19 protein-coding genes are annotated in these 19099 nt (G+C 60.1%); 3 read left to right on the forward strand and 16 right to left on the reverse strand.

The features are described 5' to 3' along the window. Window positions 1–67 precede the first annotated feature (67 nt). From P3T24_RS07210 to P3T24_RS07255, 10 genes are all read right to left on the reverse strand, one after another. Window positions 68–916 carry a fumarylacetoacetate hydrolase family protein gene (locus P3T24_RS07210; RefSeq protein WP_429433434.1) on the reverse strand — a complete coding sequence of 283 codons (849 nt, stop codon included), beginning with the start codon at window positions 914–916 and terminating at the stop codon, window positions 68–70. 108 nt (window positions 917–1024) lie between these two features. After that, window positions 1025–2230 carry a porin gene (locus P3T24_RS07215; protein ID WP_074264309.1) on the reverse strand — a complete coding sequence of 402 codons (1206 nt, stop codon included), beginning with the start codon at window positions 2228–2230 and terminating at the stop codon, window positions 1025–1027. A 251-nt stretch (window positions 2231–2481) separates the two neighbouring features. After that, window positions 2482–3228, reverse strand: coding sequence for an SDR family oxidoreductase (locus P3T24_RS07220; protein WP_074264308.1), 747 nt, complete (start codon window positions 3226–3228; stop codon window positions 2482–2484). A gap of 73 nt (window positions 3229–3301) precedes the next feature. Then, on the reverse strand, window positions 3302–3997 hold the full coding sequence (locus P3T24_RS07225) for a GntR family transcriptional regulator (protein WP_074264307.1): 696 nt from the start codon (window positions 3995–3997) through the stop codon (window positions 3302–3304). Next, complete coding sequence (locus P3T24_RS07230) at window positions 3997–5232, reverse strand: LVIVD repeat-containing protein (RefSeq protein WP_429433436.1); 1236 nt, start codon at window positions 5230–5232, stop codon at window positions 3997–3999. Before P3T24_RS07230 ends, P3T24_RS07225 begins: the two co-directional genes overlap by 1 nt. A gap of 63 nt (window positions 5233–5295) precedes the next feature. Beyond that, a complete protein-coding gene (locus P3T24_RS07235; RefSeq protein WP_083611392.1) occupies window positions 5296–6612 on the reverse strand; it encodes an MFS transporter in 1317 nt (438 codons plus the stop codon). 316 nt (window positions 6613–6928) lie between these two features. Beyond that, window positions 6929–7843 carry a 5-dehydro-4-deoxyglucarate dehydratase gene (gene kdgD, locus P3T24_RS07240; protein ID WP_429433438.1) on the reverse strand — a complete coding sequence of 305 codons (915 nt, stop codon included), beginning with the start codon at window positions 7841–7843 and terminating at the stop codon, window positions 6929–6931. Between the two features lie 155 nt (window positions 7844–7998). Next, complete coding sequence (locus P3T24_RS07245) at window positions 7999–8607, reverse strand: 2'-5' RNA ligase family protein (RefSeq protein ID WP_429433440.1); 609 nt, start codon at window positions 8605–8607, stop codon at window positions 7999–8001. Window positions 8608–9071: 464 nt separating this feature from the next. Beyond that, entirely contained in the window at window positions 9072–10319 is a 1248-nt protein-coding gene (locus P3T24_RS07250; protein WP_429433442.1) for a type II toxin-antitoxin system HipA family toxin, read from the reverse strand. Beyond that, window positions 10312–10647: a helix-turn-helix domain-containing protein gene (locus tag P3T24_RS07255; protein WP_429433444.1), complete on the reverse strand. Its 336-nt coding sequence runs from the start codon at window positions 10645–10647 to the stop codon at window positions 10312–10314. The genes P3T24_RS07250 and P3T24_RS07255 overlap by 8 nt, the downstream gene beginning before the upstream one ends. Before the next feature lie 428 nt (window positions 10648–11075). On the opposite strand from P3T24_RS07255, the gene P3T24_RS07260 reads away from it, so the two are divergent. Then, complete coding sequence (locus P3T24_RS07260) at window positions 11076–11255, forward strand: hypothetical protein (protein WP_429433446.1); 180 nt, start codon at window positions 11076–11078, stop codon at window positions 11253–11255. A gap of 258 nt (window positions 11256–11513) precedes the next feature. Here the strand turns inward: P3T24_RS07260 and guaA are convergent, their stop codons facing one another. The 3 genes from guaA to guaB form a co-directional block, all read right to left on the reverse strand. Next, entirely contained in the window at window positions 11514–13097 is a 1584-nt protein-coding gene (gene guaA, locus P3T24_RS07265) for a glutamine-hydrolyzing GMP synthase (protein ID WP_429434274.1), read from the reverse strand. Window positions 13098–13207: 110 nt separating this feature from the next. Next, window positions 13208–13894, reverse strand: a complete 687-nt coding sequence (locus tag P3T24_RS07270; RefSeq protein WP_074264302.1) for a hypothetical protein — start codon at window positions 13892–13894, stop codon at window positions 13208–13210. Window positions 13895–13900: 6 nt separating this feature from the next. Continuing rightward, window positions 13901–15361, reverse strand: a complete 1461-nt coding sequence (guaB, locus tag P3T24_RS07275; RefSeq protein ID WP_074264301.1) for an IMP dehydrogenase — start codon at window positions 15359–15361, stop codon at window positions 13901–13903. A gap of 242 nt (window positions 15362–15603) precedes the next feature. Here guaB and P3T24_RS07280 point away from each other — a divergent pair, with 242 nt between their 5' ends. Then, window positions 15604–16587: a DMT family transporter gene (locus P3T24_RS07280; RefSeq protein WP_429433448.1), complete on the forward strand. Its 984-nt coding sequence runs from the start codon at window positions 15604–15606 to the stop codon at window positions 16585–16587. 100 nt (window positions 16588–16687) lie between these two features. Here the strand turns inward: P3T24_RS07280 and P3T24_RS07285 are convergent, their stop codons facing one another. Beyond that, window positions 16688–17020 carry an RnfH family protein gene (locus tag P3T24_RS07285; RefSeq protein ID WP_429404711.1) on the reverse strand — a complete coding sequence of 111 codons (333 nt, stop codon included), beginning with the start codon at window positions 17018–17020 and terminating at the stop codon, window positions 16688–16690. Further along, on the reverse strand, window positions 17017–17454 hold the full coding sequence (locus P3T24_RS07290) for a type II toxin-antitoxin system RatA family toxin (RefSeq protein ID WP_074264298.1): 438 nt from the start codon (window positions 17452–17454) through the stop codon (window positions 17017–17019). Before P3T24_RS07290 ends, P3T24_RS07285 begins: the two co-directional genes overlap by 4 nt. Window positions 17455–17554: 100 nt before the next feature. On the opposite strand from P3T24_RS07290, the gene smpB reads away from it, so the two are divergent. Further along, entirely contained in the window at window positions 17555–18001 is a 447-nt protein-coding gene (gene smpB / locus P3T24_RS07295) for an SsrA-binding protein SmpB (protein WP_074264297.1), read from the forward strand. Window positions 18002–18137: 136 nt separating this feature from the next. On the opposite strand, the gene P3T24_RS07300 is transcribed toward smpB, so the two are convergent. Continuing rightward, on the reverse strand, window positions 18138–19070 hold the full coding sequence (locus tag P3T24_RS07300; RefSeq protein ID WP_074264296.1) for an SPFH domain-containing protein: 933 nt from the start codon (window positions 19068–19070) through the stop codon (window positions 18138–18140). Between the last annotated feature and the right edge of the window lie 29 nt (window positions 19071–19099).

Consider the following 19099-nt stretch of genomic DNA (forward strand, 5'->3'; position numbering starts at 1 on the left):
CATTCTCCTTCACGTCGCCGGCGGTGCACGCGCACGACACCCGGTCACCACCTGCATCGAGTCATGCTTATTCGTCGACGATCGAATTCTTCAGGATACCGATCTTCGATATCTCGACCTCCACCGCATCGCCCGGCTTCATCCAGAGTGGCGGCTGACGATACGCTCCCACGCCACCCGTGGTCCCGGTGATGATCACGTCACCCGGCCTTAACTCGGTGAACGTGCTGATGTACTCGATCAAGGCGGGAATGCCGAAGATCAGATCGTCTGTGGTGGCGTGCTGCACAACCTCGCCATTCAGACGCGTCGTCAAGGAAAGCAGCGAGGGGTCGCCCACTTCATCAGTCGTGACGAGCCACGGTCCGAAGCTGCCTGTGCGCGGGAAATTCTTCCCAGGTATCAACTGGCTCGTGTGTCGTTGCCAATCGCGCACGCTGCCGTCGTTGTAGCAGGAATAGCCTGCCACGTAATCCAGGGCATCCGCGGCTTTCACGTGGCGCGCGTTACGGCCGATCACGACGGCAAGTTCGCCTTCGAAATCGAGCTTTTCAGATGCGCGCGGACGCACGATGGCCGCGTTGTGCGCCGTTTGCGAATCGGCGAAACGGGTGAAAATCGTCGGCTTTTCCGGCGTTTCGCGCCCCGTTTCCTTCAGGTGTTCCAGGTAGTTGATGCCGATACAGAGGATCTTTCCCGGATCGGGCACCACCGGGAGGAATTCCACATCAGCCCATGCGTGAGTCGCTTTCGCATACCGGGTGATTGTCTGGATGGCGGTGAGGCTATCAAGCGCGAGCGCCTGTTTCAGCGTTGAACCGACTTCCGAAGCGTAAGGCGCCAGATCGACGACACCTTCATTCACTACAACGCCAAACGACTCCTTGCCTGCATGGCGAAAACTCACGAGCTTCATGCCCATCTCCTGGAAAAAATCTGTTGCGTCCGCGACCGCACCGTTGCATGCTGCCGCCCGATCGACACGCGTCGTCGAACCGACTGTCAATGCAACGAGAAGGTCTCCTTAGAATCTGTGCATCAGACCGATGCCACCGACAACCTGGCTGCGTGACGACGCAGGCTGTGCGTTACCGCCGTCGCCAGCCGATGCCACGGCATTGACGATGTCTCCGCCGCCGTTTATGCCGAGTGTTTGACCATTTGCCCGCTGAAAGCCTTCCATGGCATAGAGGGCCGTGGCTTTCGAAAGGCTGTAGACCTGACCGAAATTGATCTGGTTATATTGCGCGGCTGACGAAATCCGGTTTGCACTGGTCGCGCGCGTATAGGCGTAACCCGCTGCGAGATCGAACGCAGGGGTCACTTTGTAATGCAACACTGCACCGACCGTGTTGAAAATGGCCGTGTCGGTAAATGAAGAGCGTATGCCCGGGATGTACTGGGTATTCGAATACATCAGGGACAAATCCCATGCCGGACTGAACGTGTAGGCGCCCGCCACCGCGAAGCGCTGCTGCGCTTGCGCCGTCTGGTATCCGACGTTGATGGCCGATATGCCGATCTGGGCGCCGTTATTCGAGGTGACCGACGACGCACCAAATGCCCCGCCGCCCGACGTCGAGTTGTTGACACGCCAGATCGCGGCTGCGGCGCCGATCGGACCGTTGATGTACTGCACACCAGCGCTCCACGACGAGCCGGCGTTGAAACTTCCCGCGACACCACCGAGGGCGTATTCGCCGCTAACGGTCAAACCGTAGAAATTCGGCGACGTGTAGACGAGTGCGTTGTTCTCGTGAAAGTCGGTGTCCGTCCCATCAATATCGCCCGGGTGTGCGGCGTAGTAACCGGTCAGCCGCGGCTCCGGACTAAATGGCTGCAGTAGGGTGTAATAGGCCGAGTATTCGCGTCCCGCCGTGAACGTGCCGTATGTCTGATTCGTCAACCCAACATAGGCGAGCCGGCTGAACCCTAACCCCGAGGTCGACTCCGCACCGGTCGCGGCACTGAAACCCTGTTCCAACGTAAAGATGGCCTGCGTTCCTCCGCCGAGATCCTCGACGCCTTTAAAGCCAAGCCGATCTGCCGCAAAGACGCCCGTCGTCATCTTGACGAGAGAGCGGCCGCCACTCGTGGAACCGAGCGTAGTTGCACTGCTCTGATATCCAATGCCGTTATCCACAATGCCATACAACGTTACTGAGCTCTGAGCGTGTGCAACATTAGCCAATATCGACGCACCTGCCGCCATCCAGACAATCTTTCTCATTTCCGTCTCCGTTTTTCGATAGTAATAAGATGACCTAATTACTCTGAAAGTCTCACTCCTGATTTCTTCTATCTAATTAGTTATACTTATTTATATATCTACTTCTTATCCCGGCAATCTGGCAAAGCAACGGCGTGACGTGTATTACCTGTCAGCCCGATTTCAACACTCTCGTCTTCGTTGGCTGGCCGGCCAGCCAACGGATATTCAGACTCGACTCAAGCCTGGATGAGGCCTGAGTCGGAGCAGCATTAGCCTCGTCCGAGGAACGACGGCATTTGCGATGCCATCACGCTCACGAACTGGACATTGGCGTCGAGACTCATATTCGCGATCAACAAAACCGTATTGCCTACATTGGCAGCGTCCATCGTCGGTTCGACAGCCGTGGTTCCGTTCGGCTGAAGCACGCCCTTGGCCATGCGGGCGGTCATCGGGGTCGCTGCGTTGCCGATGTCGACCTGGGAACTCACGATGTCGAACGCACGACCGTCCAGACCGATGCACTTGGTCAGTCCCGTGACGGCGTGTTTCGATGTCGTATAAGGCGCGGAACCAGGCCGCGGCACGTGAGCCGACAACGAGCCGTTATTGATGATGCGGCCGCCTCGAGGAGACTGGTCCCGCATCATGCGAAATGCCGCGTTGGCGCACAGAAACATCCCGTGGATGTTCACATCGATGACCGCCGACCACTGCTCGAAGGTCACGTCACCGAAATTGGTTGCAGGCGAACCCGTACCGGCATTGTTGAAGAGGACGTCCAGTCTGCCGAACTCCGCTGCGACCCTGGCGAAAAGTGCTTGCACCTCGTCGGGCTTCGAAACATCCGTAGGCACAACCAGGCTACTGCCGCCCGCCAGACGCGCGGTCTCTTCCAGCGCGTCCTGACGGCGCCCCGCCAGCGCCACCGAATATCCGTTCTGCAGCAGCGCCGTGGCTACCGCTCGTCCCACACCGCTGCCGGCCCCTGTGACAACCGCAAATCTGTTCGCCATACTGAATTCCCGTTTGGAAGTTGTGTTATGTCCTGTTGATCGGCTCGGGCACCATGCCCCGCCGCTCCCCAATCTAATCCGGCAGGTCCAGGTTCGACCTGATGATGATGTCTGCCGTGGTGCGGTAATGCTCCATCAGCATCTCGATCGCCCGCGCGGGCGGCCCATCGATGGCGGCGTCTATCAAGGCCTTGTGTTCCTTGGTGACATCGCGCTCTGGATACGCCAGGCTCATTGACAGGTAGCGATAACGCGCCGCGTGATCGGTCATCAAAGAACAAAAATCGAGCAGCCATCGCGATGGACACGTGGCGATCAGCGCCATGTGAAACTGCTTGTGCGTGTCTTCCCACGGCGCGTTCTCCTGAAACACCTCAGGATCCGCCGACCGGTTGGTACGGGACAGCCGATGGCCCGCGAGTATCAGGTCCTCTTCCCATTTAGGCGTCCTGTGAGCCAGTGCCTCTCGCAGTGCGATGGACTCGACCCAGCAACGCGTGTTGGTCAACTCGCTCAATTCGCGCCGGGAAACCTGCGCGACAAAGAAGCCCTTCTGGTCGACTTTCTGAACAAAGCCTTCCGTGACCAGCTGATTGAGTGCCTCACGTATTGGCGTGCTGGTCACGCCATAACGTTGGCTGATCTCGTCGATTAAAAGTTTGGCCGCCGGCGTCAGTTTCCCGCACAGGATGTCTTGACGCAGCACCCTATAGACCGCACTTGTGCGGGTCGAGCTCGGGGCAGCCTTGGTATTTTGCGAAGGCAACATCAAAGATCCTCGTACTGCGCGATGGTCAGGCCAGCGTTCGTGTCCGTCACGTACATCAGGCCATTACGGTCAACGAACACGTCTGCGGACTGCGTGACAGGAACGGCACCTGGCCGGATGTCGACCAGTGCCTGCGGTGCACCCGGGACGAGATGGCCGACTTCGCGCGGCCTGAAAGCATTGGAGATGTCGAACACACGAACGCCCGCATTGTGCCAGGTGGCAAAGATGAGATTTTCGCTCTGAAACGCACCGGGCCTGTTCTCATGGAGGTTATGAGGTCCAAACTTGCCTCCAACAGCGCAATAGTTGAGCTCTTCAGGCTGCGGCAGCGTCGCGATCGAAATCGGGTTGCTCGCGTCACGAACGTCGAACACCCAGGTGTGCGCGAGCCCTGCAGCGCAATTGGAACTGATCGCTTCGTCCGCGACGATGGCCAACTGGCGCCCGGGCAAAGGCAGCGGCGTATGCGTGCCTCCAGCGAAAGGCGGCGAGATGACCGTGTGGCTGATCAGCTTCGGCGCAACCGGATCGGTAAGGTCGTGGATGGTCAGCCCACCATCCCGCCAGGCGCCGAATAACTTGCCGTCAGCGGGAATGGCATGATGCAGCGCCCAGCGCTTGCCCTTCGGCCAGGTCGGCGTTTCCTCCGCTTCCCGGTTCATGCCGGGCAACGCCCAATGTCCTGCGAGGGTCGGCTTCGTAGGGTCGCTTACATCGAAGATCGCCAGAACGAAATCGGTGAAGCCGTGCAGATGGGCCGAAGCGTAGGCATATCGGCCACCCGTCCACCACAGTCGATGCAATCCAATTCCCTCGACAGGGCAAAAGCCGATTTCCCGCGGATTCGACGGGTCAGCGCCAATCTCGTAGATACGCAAGCCCGCCACGAACGGCTTCTCGCGGCGGTTGAAGCTGTCGTCGATGGCGTTCGTAAAATAATCCTGTTGGCTCTGATAGCGCTGCAGCGCCCACACGTTCGCACTGTTGACGGCCAGCAGAAGATTGTCGTGCAGCTGCAGATGATGCGCACGGGTGTTCGGAGCACAGGCAATGAAGTTGACGGGCTTTGGATCTTTCGGGTTGCGAACATCTATGACCGAGATGCCATCGCTGAACATGTGACCGATATAGGCATGGCCGCGGTCCACCATGATCTGGACGCCGTCCGGACGCTTACCCTGATCGGTATAGCCTAAAAACGTCACGTTCGGAGAATGCGATATCGGGTACATCGTGAACCTCATCGGGTTTAATTCCAACAACCTGTCCAGTTACTTCAGCGCGGCGCGGCCTCGTTACGCGATCGATTCCAGCGAGCGGCGGCGAGTCTCCGGTCCAATCAGATGGAGTCCCGACGCGGCGATCGCCATCAAGGCCGCGATCGTGCCGAATACGACAGGAAGACCGTAAGTATGCTGGATCATCGGGAGCGCGGGAACAAAGCCAGCGGTGGCCAACCGCCCGATACCCGCCGCCATTCCAAAGCCGGATGCGCGAGCCTGGGTTGGGAAGACCTCGGACGTGAAAATCTGCATCGTGTTGCCGCCCACCTGGTAGAAGAAGATCATCAGGAAGCCAGCCGCAATCAGTTGCATATCAGTTGAAGCGTTCGCGAAGACGATGGCAAACGCGCCGGAGCACAGGAACGCGATAAACGCGGTGCGTCGTCTTCCAAACCTGTCGAGGGCGTACATCATGAAGAGACTTGCGCAAGGCGCCGCCATCGTCATGCCGAACGTGTACGAAAGCGATCTGGTAATCGTGAAGCCTTTGCTGCTCATGATATTCGGCAGCCAGGTTCCGAGACCAATCGTGACGCAGAAGAACGCACTGAAACAGACCATCGCCGCAAGCAGCCGGACCCGATAGTCCTTCCACACCACCGCGAACGGATCGGTCGTGGTCGTGATCGCGACGTCCGAAAGCTCCTCGGAAGGTGAACCAAGACCCATCTTCTTGATGATCGCCAACGCTTCCTTGCCGCGCCCTTTGGCAGCAAGCCAGCGGGGAGACTCGGGTAGTGCGAACCGAAGCACGAACAGAACGAGCGCCGCGACGCCTATCGCCCCCCAGATGCCACGCCATCCGATGGATTCGCGGAAGTAAAGCGTGACCAGAAACGCCAATGGCCAGACCAGCGCGCCACCAATGAAGTGCACCAGGGCGAGGATCCGGCCGCGAATGTCTTTTGGCGCGTATTCGCCTGCGTAGGTAAATGCCAGCGGTTGCTCGGCTCCAAGGCCGAGACCTGCGATGAAGCGCGTGACCAGCAGCCACATGACGGTCGGCGCCAGCGCGCTAGCGATCGTGGCAAGGCCAAACAGCAGCAGATTGAACTGGTACACCGCTTTGCGTCCGAAGCGGTCAGTAAATTGGCCCTGCAAAAATGTGCCAATCGCGAGACCGAATAGTTGCGCACTTCCCACCCATCCGAGCTGCGCCTGCGTCGCGAAATGCTGCCTCAGCATGTCCGGAATGAATGAACCGTAAATCGCGTAGTCGATTACATCAATGCAATAGCCGGCAGCAACGAGTGCAACGACCTTGACATGGGTCGGCGTGATTCGCGCTCCGTCCATCGTGTCTGAAACGAAAGCCTCGACTGTTCGCATTGTCTCCTCTCTTATTTTGGAAATACTGGTTGCCCGTGGCTGGGTGGGTTTGGACGCGCGGATCACCGTGCGCCTAAGCCGCTTGCCCGCCGAGGCATGAATATTTATTGTTCAGTATTTCTAGGTTAAATGTAGCATCCAAGAATTTTAGTGTCAAAATATATTTTGCGCTTTGCATGAGTGGCGCCCTGCCGGCGTCCGTTTTGCGTGCCGTCCTTTGTCGCGTTATGGATGGCGCGTGGCAGAGCCGGGAGAGCGAAACCTGGCCGGGGGTTTTGCGCCGATAGGCATGCCTCCCGTCAGGCCACTCCGCTCGTCAGCGGCGATCTCCGATGAGCTGTTTGAGCTGGCCCAACTCCTCGTCCGTCAGATCGGACAGCGGCGTACGTACCGGGCCGGCCGGACGGCCGACAGCTTTCATGCCGGCCTTGACGATGGAGACCGCGTAGCCGGCGCGGCGGTTGCGGATCAGCGTATAGGGCAGCACGAAATCGCGCAGTTCGCGCTGGACGAAGGCGTGATCGCGGGCACGCACCGCTGCGTAGAACTTCAATGCCCACTCCGGCAGAAAATTGAAAATCGCCGATGAATAGGTTGTCACGCCCATTTCGAGGTAAGGGAGCGCGTAGGTCTCGGCTGTCGGTAAGCCGCCTACGTAGGTGAGGCGATCGCCGAGACGGTTATAGACGCGCGTCATCCGGTCGATGTCGCCGACGCCATCCTTGTAGCCAATCAGGTTCGGGCATTGATCCGCGATGCGCGCCACGGCGACGTCGTCCAGCATGGCGTTTCCGCGGCTGTAGACGGTAACCCCAAGCGAGGTTGCACGGCAGACGCGAATAGCGTGCTGCGCTACGCCGGCGGAATCGCATTCGGTGAGGTAAGGCGGGAACAGCAGGATGCCGTCGGCGCCGTTGGCCTCGGCCGCCTGGGCCAACTCGATCGCTTGCGCCGTACCGCCGCCGGCCGGGGCGACGACGGGGACCTTGCCCGCCACCTGCTCGACAGCGACCTTGATCACGCGGCTGGTTTCGGTGGGTGTCAGCGAGAAGAACTCGCCGGTGCCACCGGCGGCGAACAGCCCCGCGACGGGGTAGCTGGACAGCCACTCGAGGTTGCTGCGGTAAGCAGCCTCGTCGAAAGCGTGATCCTGGTCGAAATGGGTAACCGGGAAGGACAGCAGGCCTGCGCTCAATGCATCGCGCAGTTCCTCTGGTGTGTAGTGGCTCATCAGCGTGATATCTCCATCAAGAATGATGGAGACTTTAGAAAGAAGATCGATTCACGTAAATTCCAAACAGTGAATCGATTGATACCTTTCCTGGATCGATCGCTGGGGTTGGGGTGATGGTGGGGCGATGTCCGCGGGTTAGGTCAAGTCAAAAGCTATGCTGCCAGCGGCCAACGCTCCAGCGCGATATGGCGGGTACGTCCGAGCAGGCTGTGCATCAACACGAACTCGCGGACGTTCCAACTGGCGGCTTCGATGGGACGTTTATCGATCCAGGGCATGCCGTAGGCAAGCGTCACGTGTGGTGTGAATTCCGACGTGAGGTCGAATCCTGCGCTTTGCAATGCACCTACGAGTGCGTCGTGGAGCGTGTAGAGGCCAACCAGCCCCTCAGTACCTCCAAGCACCAGCGTTCCGGGCCGAGGTTTCTTTGCGAAAGTCAAAGCATGGTCGAATTCGACGCTGAACGGTTCCATTCTGATTGACGCGGCGGCTTTGATGGCTACGTCGACCAGTTCTTGCGGCAAGCCGCCTGCGAAATTCCCAAGGTGCTGCAGCGTGACGTGCAGGCGGTTGGCCGCGTGCGGCTTGCTCTTCGGACGCATCTCTCCGCACATTTGCTGCCCGAGTTTCGCGATGCCGGCCGCGGTATTGGCGTCGGGTAGGACTGCGAAGAACAGGCCGTCTGTCGCGACAGGTGGTGCCTCTAGCCCCGGCAACCAGAGTTGACCGGCATGATGCGCCCGAGACGATAAAGCAGGCATGTCGATGAATCTCCGTTCAATGGTGCGCCACGCTTTCCCGCGCCTTTGAAGAGCGTGCCGATTGCGGCGTTTTGAGTGGCTGGCTTACGGTGGATCGCCGGGTACGCGCGCCAAATTGCGGCTCAGCGTCCCGCACTACCAAGGCCGTTTTCGTGGATCGGGCGCGTTGCCCTTGATACTGTACATCCATACAGTGTTGGTGGCAACATGGAATTGTTCTGTGGTGTGCACAGCGACACAGCTTGCGATGCATAGGCGGAAATGGTCCGCTCACCTGAACGGCGAATGAGTCTGGTCGACGGCGCAGACGGTATCTGACGAGCCACTACGCATGCTGCGCGCGCATACCGTCAGAAAATACCGTCAAATGGAGCTTAAGCCCCCTCACTGCCACTCGATGGTCAACCAGATGGTTGAAACCTTGCTAGGACTGTGCTTCCGCCTGGTCATGTGGGTCGATACCGTCACAACTGTAATGCTGCACCAAGATCGTCGTGCTCGAACGCGCTTGCCATGCGTGCGATCTCTGCGCGCCTGCAACCGACCTCCTGAGCAACCGCCTGCCATGTCCGGGTCACATCGGCCACCTCGCGGATCGTGGCCCGTGCCTGTTTCAACGACAAACCGAAAAACTCCGCCGCATTTTCAAGGAGGCCGACCGAGCACGTTCCCTCGTCGAGATCGATGTTAGTCGTCAGGATGCGCGCCTTGATGTCGGTTGGCGTGGGATTGAGGTCATAGGCCGGTGACAATACCCAGCCATCGCGGCCGGCCCAGAGGAAACCGTGGTTGCGCAAATGGTCGTCGACATTGGAAACCAGTACGTTGAAGGTCACGCGGCGATATAACTGGGCAGCATCGGTCCGCGCCTTCGCACCGTGTTGTGTCAGTGCATCAACCAGTTCGGGATAGCTGCCACGTTGGCCGTCTCGCGATCCTGTCATCGACATTGCCGAGAGAAAGGGAATGCGAATGCTCCCAGCGCGGTCGAAGCGACGCGACAACAGCACGGGCTTACCCGCTACCTGAAGCAGTTCGTGATGCGGGGTGGAAATGCCGGCGCCCTCAGCCAAGCGCAAGGCGACTTCCTCCCAAGCCTCGATGCTGTATTCGTCGGTCTCTTTTGGGAATTTGGCAATCGATAAATGGCCGTGCTGGTCGATGACCGATGCCTTGGGACGCGCGCCACCGAGTGACGACCCCGGCGCGAAGATCAGTTGCAGATCCTCATCGGTTTCCTCGTCTCGCAGGATGCGCTCGGTGATTTGAAGCAGCCGCCCCAATTCGATCAGCGCAGGGACACCGGCGGGTACGGGCGCCTGGAATTCATCTTCTCCGCTCCAGCGGAATCGCAGCGCGCCCAGGCGCGTTTCATCCGCTACGCCCAGCAGATAATCCAGTTCACCCAGCGTCCGGACACGCCGCCCTTCCCGTTCGGCTTGTCGACGCTCCGCACGCTGCATGAGGCGTCGCCCCCAGGTATCCGGCGCCGAATCGCCAATCGAACCAAAGATGGGTTGATCAGGCGGCCGCGGGAAGACGCCGCGCGTCAACGCCAGCGCCGGTTCAATCGAAAAGCGCTCGTCGTCGGCCAGCCAGGTTTCGTCATATTCGAACGTGACCGTTTCTTCCCGACGCGACGCATGGCGTCTGAGCAACCCCACTGGTCGCGGCGTGCCGTCGAGATCGATATACACCTCGACATCAGCCATGCTCACTCTCCCCCCTGATACGGGGCAGCCGGACGCGCTGAGGCAACGCCGCGGTTGCCAGCGACTGCCCCACTGTATCCCGAGCGGGGTCAGCAACCGCCAGTAGGCCATCCAGAAGCCCAAGCGCCTGCAGAACTGCCGCATAGATGCCCATGCTCACGCTGGGATCGCCCGCCTCGACGCGCTGCAAGGTCGCTCGCGACGTGAAGGCCCGCTCGGCAATCACAGCCATGGTCAACCGGCGACGACGACGCGCGTCGTGAATATCGACGCCCAATTTGCGCAGCGCCCGCCGGACGCCGGCAGAAGGAGCGTGAGGGGTTGGCATGTTGCAACCTTCCTGAGTCTCTAATTCCCTTAATGTATCACGAAGATTACATATCGACCAACAATCTTATCTGACTTGATCGAACGACTCGACGCCGTGCGGGTATGGATCGCAGACCGCTCCGCTGGTAAATTTCTTTATGACGATGAGCCTCGTACAGTCAACCGGCAGCCGCGCCCCACAGCGATGACGCAGCTAACATAGAAAATCACCATGCCCTCACGCGACCCAATACGGCACAGCATCAACCAACGCCTGAAGACAGGTCATGGCGCAAATATGCGTTCAACGCATTAGAAATTCTGGACAGCGAGCCTAAACTTTCCATCAACCTTGAGAATGGCAAAACCTTATACCGATTCATCGAGGTGCGAGAGCCGCCTCATAGCGACAAAGACATATCATCCAATTAAGCCGTTCTCGCAGATATGATTAAACACTATGGCGACCGCGGTCTCTATGACATCAAGAACGCCGATTTCTGGGGAGGAAGTCAAGGCGCTGACGGTTTCATTGAATTTTTTGAGCCATTTATTGGAAACTTTTCCGGTTGCGCAACTGACTCGGCCGAGCAGGTGAAGCAATTCGCTATGGCGAACCCCATTTGACGGGCGATGCGTGCACTTCCCGTTAGAAATTGGTTATCGCATGCCCGATCAGATCGAGGCGCATTTGTCTACCGCCCGCTGCATTGCACGCTTTCCATATGGCTCGCGCTTTATAATATTTATGGTGCCGGTTTGCGGCGCCCCTAAGACCGGAGCGAGACCTCGCACCCCTTGGATTAATAACGACCCTCGCCATTTTTGAATGGCGCGAGTCGTTTGTCACTTGCCAAAACTTTTGATTTAAAAAGGGAGAATTCCTCACTCCCACTCAATCGTCGCCGGCGGCTTCCCCGAGATGTCGTACACAACCCGGTTAATCCCTCTTACTTCATTAATAATCCGGTTCGACACATGCCCGAGCAGTTCATGCGGCAGATGCGCCCAATGCGCGGTCATGAAGTCCAGCGTCTGCACAGCGCGCAGCGCTACAACATACTCATATGTGCGCCCATCGCCCATCACCCCCACGCTTTTGACCGGCAGAAACACCGCGAACGCCTGGCTCGTCAGGTCATACCAAGACTTGCCGGTTTCCTTGTCGATGGTGGTACGCAGCGTCTCGATGAAAATCGCGTCTGCACGGCGCAGCAGATCCGCAAACTCGCGCTTGACCTCTCCCAGAATCCGCACGCCCAGCCCTGGACCCGGGAACGGATGGCGATACACCATCGCCGGCGGCAAACCGAGCTTCACGCCGAGCTCGCGCACTTCGTCCTTGAACAGTTCACGCAGCGGCTCAAGCAGCTTCAGATTCAGCGTCTCCGGCAAGCCACCCACGTTATGGTGGCTCTTGATGGTCTGCGTGGCCTTCTTTCCCTTGCCAGCCGACTCGATCACATCCGGATAGATCGTCCCCTGCGCGAGCCACTTCGCATCCGTCAACTTCCCTGCTTCCGTCTGGAACACTTCGACGAATTCCGCGCCGATGATCTTGCGCTTGGCTTCCGGATCCGTCACACCAGCGAGCTTCGACAGGAACACTTCGCTCGCGTCGACGTGAATGACCTTCACGCCGAGGTGATCCGCGAACGTCGCCATTACTTGCTCAGCTTCGTTCAAACGCAGCAGGCCGTGATCGACGAACACACAGGTCAGTTGATCGCCAATCGCACGATGCAGCAACGCAGCCGCCACCGACGAATCCACGCCACCCGACAGCCCCAGGATCACATGCTCGTTGCCGACCTGCTCGCGAATCTTCGCAACCGCTTCGTCGACGTAATGACCCATTTCCCAATCAGGCTGTGCGGCGCAAATCTTCAGCACGAAGCGTTCGAGCATCGCGCGGCCCTGCACCGTGTGCGTGACTTCCGGGTGCCATTGCAAGCCGTAGAAATGGCGCGCTTCGTCGGCCATTGCGGCGATCGGACATGATTCCGTGGACGCCATCAGCTGAAATCCCGGCGGCATTTCCAGCACCTTGTCGCCGTGACTCATCCACACTTTCAGCATGCCGTGACCTTCCGGCGTGGTGAAGTCGCTGATGCCCTCGAGCAGGCTCGTATGGTTGCGCGCCCGCACTTCGGCGTAACCGAATTCGCGCACGTGGCCATTGTCGACCTTGCCGCCGAGCTGCTCGGCCATCGCCTGCATGCCGTAGCAGATGCCGAGTACCGGCACGCTGAGTTCGAACACCGCTTGCGGCACGCGCGGCGTATCGGTCTCTGTGACCGAGCTCGGGCCGCCCGACAGAATCACGCCCTTCGGCGCGAAGTCGCGAATGAAGGCCGCATCGACGTCGTACGGATGGATTTCCGAGTACACGTTCGCCTCGCGGACGCGACGTGCAATCAGTTGGGTGACTTGCGAACCGAAGTCGAGAATCAGGATCTTGTCATGCATGGCAGCGGACGGAATAAAAGTGGACGGATAAGGAAAGCCGCGCACAAGGCGCGGCGTTGAATTCAAGACGGAATCCGGAAGCTGCGGCAGGTGGCGTGGCGCCCCGGGCCTCAGCCATGAAACGGAGGCCGTGGCGCGCCGGGCGCATCCGCAGCAGAGCTGCGCGCTTCGGCGTCGCTCGCCGAGAGCGTTCCTGGACGGTTCGCCGCAGCGAAGTCTGGCTCGACCGGATGTCCGGTGGCGGGACTGATCGGGCTGGCCGGCCTCACGACAGGCGGTGCGACGGGTTCGACCACAGGCTCAGCCCGATAGCCCACCACATCGCGTCCCCTCGCTGCATCTTTCGCAGCTTGCCTTTCAGCACGCTCGGCAGCAGCGATCTCAGCGAGACGCAGCCGTTCGCGGCGTCGTACCGTGCGAGAGAGCCGCACACCGCCCAGCCCCAGCACCACCAGCACGACCCCCGTCAGCACCGCGACCAGCTGACCGAAGCCGGTCAGTTCAGGCCTGTGCATGCCGATCAGCCAGACCACCATCAGCAGGCCCGTCAGCCAGTTCACATGCCCAACGACCTTGGCGACCGTCGAGGTCAGCGCGCCGTCGATCGAGGCATGGAAAGCCAGCCACGCGAGACCGATCAGCGCAATGCCGAGGCCTTGTCCAACGAGCGTAGGCTGCGTCTGCACCAGTTGCAGCGCGTTGTACAGCGAAGTCCACGGCGTCAGCAGGAACAGCACGCCGAACGCCAGCAGGAGCAGGGCATCGATGATCAGTACAGCACGCAGCAATGGCTTCATGGGCGATTAGTCCACGTGGTAGTTAGGCGCTTCCTTAGTGATCTGCACGTCGTGAACGTGCGACTCGCGCAGGCCGGCACCGGTGATCTGCACGAATTCAGCCTTGTCGTTCATCTCGGCGATGGTGCGGCAGCCGCAGTAACCCATGCTGGCGCGCACGCCGCCGATCAGCTGAAACAGGATCGCCGTGACCGAGCCCTTGTAGGCGACGCGGCCTTCGATGCCTTCCGGCACCAGCTTGTCGATGTTCGCGGAGTTGTCCTGGAAGTAACGGTCTGCTGCGCCGTCCTTCATCGCGCCGACCGAACCCATGCCACGATACGACTTGTACTGACGGCCCTGATACAGGAACACGTCGCCCGGCGATTCTTCGGTGCCGGCGAACATGCTGCCCATCATCACCGCGCTCGCGCCGGCAGCCAATGCCTTGCTGACGTCGCCGGAGAAACGCACGCCACCGTCGCCGATGACCGGCACGCCCGTGCCCTTGAGCGCTTCCGACACATTGGCGATGGCCGTGACCTGCGGCACGCCCACACCCGCGACGATACGCGTGGTGCAGATCGAGCCCGGGCCGATACCGACCTTCACGCCGTCCGCGCCGTATTCGACCAGCGCCTTGGCAGCGGCAGCCGTAGCGATGTTGCCGCCGATCACTTCCACATGCGGGAAGTTCTTCTTGACCCAGCGCACACGCTCGAGCACGCCCTTGCTGTGGCCGTGCGCGGTATCCACGACGATCACGTCCACACCCGCCTGCACCAGCAGTTCCACGCGCTCTTCGTTGTCCTCGCCTACACCGACCGCCGCGCCCGCGCGCAGCTTGCCGTGTTCGTCCTTACAGGCGTCCGGGTGTTCGGTCTGCTTGGTGATGTCTTTCACCGTCATCAGGCCGCGCAGTTCGAAAGAGTCGTTGATGACCAGCACGCGTTCCAGACGATGGCTGTGCATCAGCGCCTTCGCTTCAGCGAGCGGCGTGCCTTCCTTGACGGTGACGAGACGATCGCGCGGCGTCATGATGTTGCGCACCGGTTCGTCCAGACGCTCTTCGAAGCGCAGGTCGCGGTTGGTGACGATGCCGATCAGCTGCGCCCCTTCGACAACCGGGAAACCAGAAATGCCATGCTGGCGCGACAGCGCAATCACGTCGCGCACCTTCATTTGCGGCGGTACGGTGATCGGATCGCGCACCACACCCGATTCGAAACGCTTCACCTTGGCCACTTCGCTAGCCTGCTCGGCCGGCGTCAGATTCTTGTGGATAATGCCCACGCCACCCATTTGCGCCATCGCAATGGCGAGGCGGGCTTCGGTGACGGTGTCCATGGCGGCGGACACAAGCGGCATATTCAGGGAAATGTTGCGGGTCAGCCGGGTTTTGAGGCTGGTGTCGCGCGGCAGAACATCGGAGAAAGCCGGGACGAGGAGCACGTCATCGAACGTGAGTGCTGTTTGGATCAGACGCATGGCAAATCCTATAGGCGCAAAAGCGAATTATACGCGATACCTCCCCGGTTTTCACTGCACGAACAGCAGGTTAGCGAATTTCCGGTGATTTTCCAGGGTCTTTTGGCGAGGGAATTTCGCTTCGCCGTTCGGGTCGGGTTCGAACCAGTTTCGTTTCGCAGGACGAGTGCAGGATCGAACAAGACACCCTCGGAGAGTCACGCTATCCTGCGCGACTGTTCAGCTTTATGTCGGAGTAGTCGATGCAGCGTGGCGTAGCGTACGGCGTAATGGCCGGGGCGTTGTGGGGCGTGGTGTTTCTGGTGCCGCGGATGTTGCCCGAGTTTTCCCCGCTGCTGCTGAGCGCGGGCCGCTACACGATGTACGGCATCGTCTCGCTGGCGGCCGCCCTGCCGATGGCGCGCTCGCTCGCCGCCCGCCTGACCCGCGAGGACCTCGCGGCGCTCGTCAAGCTGGCGCTCGCCGGCAACCTGCTCTACTACATCCTGCTGGCAAGCGCGGTGCATCTGGTCGGGATGGCGCCGGCGTCGCTGATCATCGGCGTTCTGCCCGTGACGGTCACGCTGCTGGGCCGGCGCGATCACGGCGCTGTGCCGCTCGCCCGCCTCGTGTGGCCGCTGGCGATGGTCGTGGCGGGCATCGTCTGTATCAATGTGGATGTGTTTTCCATGGCCGATGGCGCGCCCGGCACGGCGGGCAGCGTCCTGAGCAAACTGGCAGGGTTGGCCTGCGCGGCAGGCGCCCTCGCCTGCTGGACCTGGTTCGCGGTCGAGAACTCCCGCTATCTGCGGCGCCAGGCTCACTACAGCGGCAACGAGTGGTCGGTGCTGTGGGGCGTCGTGACCGGGGCGCTCGGCGCGGCGCTGTGGCTCCTGATCGCACTGCTGCCGTCCGGCAGTCTGCAAACCACGCTCAGCAGCGAACGCTGGCATACCTTCTGGATGCTCAATCTCGGTGTGGCGATCGGCGCCTCGTGGCTCGGCAACGGCCTGTGGAATGCCGCAGCGAAGCGCTTGCCGTTGACGCTGTCAGGTCAGATGATTGTCTTTGAAACGCTGTTTGCGCTGCTTTACGCGTTCATTTACGACCACCGGCTGCCGCGCCCGCTGGAAATGGCCGCGATCGCCTTGCTGGTGGCGGGCGTGAGCTGGTCGGTGCGGCAACATGCGGACGACGATCCGGGCGCGACGCCGCTTGAAGAGAAGGCGCAGGTGTCCGCGCATTGATTGGGCTGGCTAACCCGTGCCAGGCGCTCTGCGCGATGACGGTGGCTGGCGCAGGTTGCTGCAGCCCTGATGCGATTGCAGTAGTTCGCGCCCAGCCGCCCTATCGCGAATCCCTGTTCTGCCACTTGCGCCCTTCGATCGAACCTTCCTTGCGGGTCTTTTCGACACGCCGCTGGCGCGCCGCCTTCGGATCGACGATCAGCGGCCGGTAAATTTCCACGCGGTCATGATCGACGAGCACCGTATCGAGCGATTTGAGCTTGCCGAACACACCCACCTTCTGCTGCGCCAGATCGATCTGCGGAAAACGCTGCAGGATGCCGCTCGCATCGAGCGCCTGCTGCACGGTCGCCCCTTCGGGCAATTCGACGGGAATCAGCGTCTGCCCGTCGGGCAACGCGTAGCAGACTTCTATCGACAGCCGCCCGCTCATGCCTTACCGTAGCGCTGATTGGCACGCTTCACGAACGATTCGACGAAGGTGTTGGCGATATGGCTGAACACCGGGCCAATGATCTTTTCGAGGAAGATGTTGGTGAATTCGTAGTGCAGCGCGAATTCGATCTTGCAGGCATCCTCACGCAGCGCCGTAAAAAGCCAGTAGCCAGTGAACTTGCGAAACGGGCCGTCAGCGAACTCCATGTCGATGCGCTCGGGCCGCTTCATGCTGTTGCGGGTGGCGAAGTGCTGCCGGATGCCCTTGAAGTTGATGTCGATCTTCGCCTCCATGCCGTTCTCGTCCTGACGACGGATCTCGACCCCGCCGCACCAGGGCAGGAAGTTCGGGTAATCGTTGACATCGGTGACGAGGTCGAACATCTGTTCCGCCGAATGGCGTATCAACACGGTTTTCTGGACATCTGCCATAAATTGGACAGCACGTGGCAAGGGTGGACAAGCGCCGCGGGCTTTCCTTGCCCCGCTTTGCTAAAATCGTGATTTTAAACGAGTTGGGCACTTTCCATTAATGAGCATCATAGACAACAGAAAAGCCTTCTACGACTATTCGGTCGAAGAGCGCTACGAAGCAGGACTCGTGCTCGAAGGATGGGAGGTCAAGGCCTTGCGCGCCGGTCGCGGCCAGATCAAGGAAGGCTACGTCGTGATCAAGAATCACGAACTGTTCCTGATCGGCACGCACATCAGCCCGCTGCCCGAAGCGTCGACCCACATCACGCCCGACCCGGTGCGCACCCGCAAGCTGCTCCTGCATAGCGAGGAGATCAGCAAGCTGATCGGCAAGGTCGAGCAACGTGGTTATACGCTCGTGCCGCTAAACTTTCATTACAAGGGCGGCCGGGTCAAATGCGAAATCGGTCTCGCGAAGGGTAAAAAGCAGCACGACAAGCGCGAAACCGAGAAGAAACGGGATTGGGAACGGGAAAAGGCCCGCTTGATGCGTAATCCCACCTGAGGTCGCGCGTGGGCCGCAATACCGTGGCTGGCAACGGGACATCTCACCCATAGAAAATGGCCCGCATACCACGCGAGCCATTTTGTTTCGAACGGGCACCCAGTTCCCCAAGTGGCGGAAACGGCCCGGCGCGCTACTACCGCACCTCAGTCGCACCCTTCCCCTTGTTCACGATGGTCAGCGCCGAGGCGATCATCGAACTCATATTCGACAGGTCACCGGGCACGATCAGCGTCGTGCCCTGCTTCGCCACGTTGGCGAACGCGTTCACGTACTGTTCGGCCACCTTCAGGTTCACCGCTTCCATGCCGCCGGTGGTCTGGATCGCCGCAGCGATCTTCTGGATCGCCTGCGAATTGGCTTCGGCCACCGCCAGAATCGCCGCAGCCTGACCCTGTGCCTGATTGATTGCCGCCTGGCGCTCGCCCTCGGACTTCTGGATCGAAGCTTCACGCCCACCCGAGGCGATATTGATCTGCTCCTGCTTGCGCCCTTCAGAAGCCGCAATCAGCGCCCGCTTCTCGCGCTCGGCGGTGATCTGCGCCTGCATGGCGTGAAGAATTTCCTTCGGCGGCGTCAGATCCTTGATTTCATAGCGCAGCACCTTCACGCCCCAGTTCGACGCCGCTTCATCGAGCGAAGAAACAATGCTGTGATTGATGAAGTCGCGCTCCTCGAACGTCTTGTCGAGTTCGAGCTTGCCGATCACCGAGCGCAGCGTGGTTTGCGACAACTGCGTAATCGCAAACACGAAGTTGCTCGAGCCATACGATGCCTTCATCGGATCGGTGACTTGGAAGTACAGCACGCCATCGACCTGTAACTGGGTGTTGTCGCGCGTAATGCAAACCTGGCTCGGCACTTCGAGCGGGATTTCCTTGAGCACGTGCTTATACGCGATGCGGTCCACGAACGGCACCACGATGCTTAGACCCGGCGTGAGCGTGGCGTGATAGCGGCCGAGCCGCTCGAGCACCCACGCGTGCTGCTGAGGCACGATCTTGATGGTCTTGGCCGCGATCATGAACACGATAACGAGCAGCACTACCGCGACGATAGTCGAATCCATACTTGTTCCCATCTGTGGTTTGACTCCGG

It is taken from the genome of Paraburkholderia sp. GAS33 (assembly GCF_050436645.1).
Taxonomy (GTDB): Bacteria; Pseudomonadota; Gammaproteobacteria; order Burkholderiales; family Burkholderiaceae; genus Paraburkholderia; species Paraburkholderia phenazinium_B.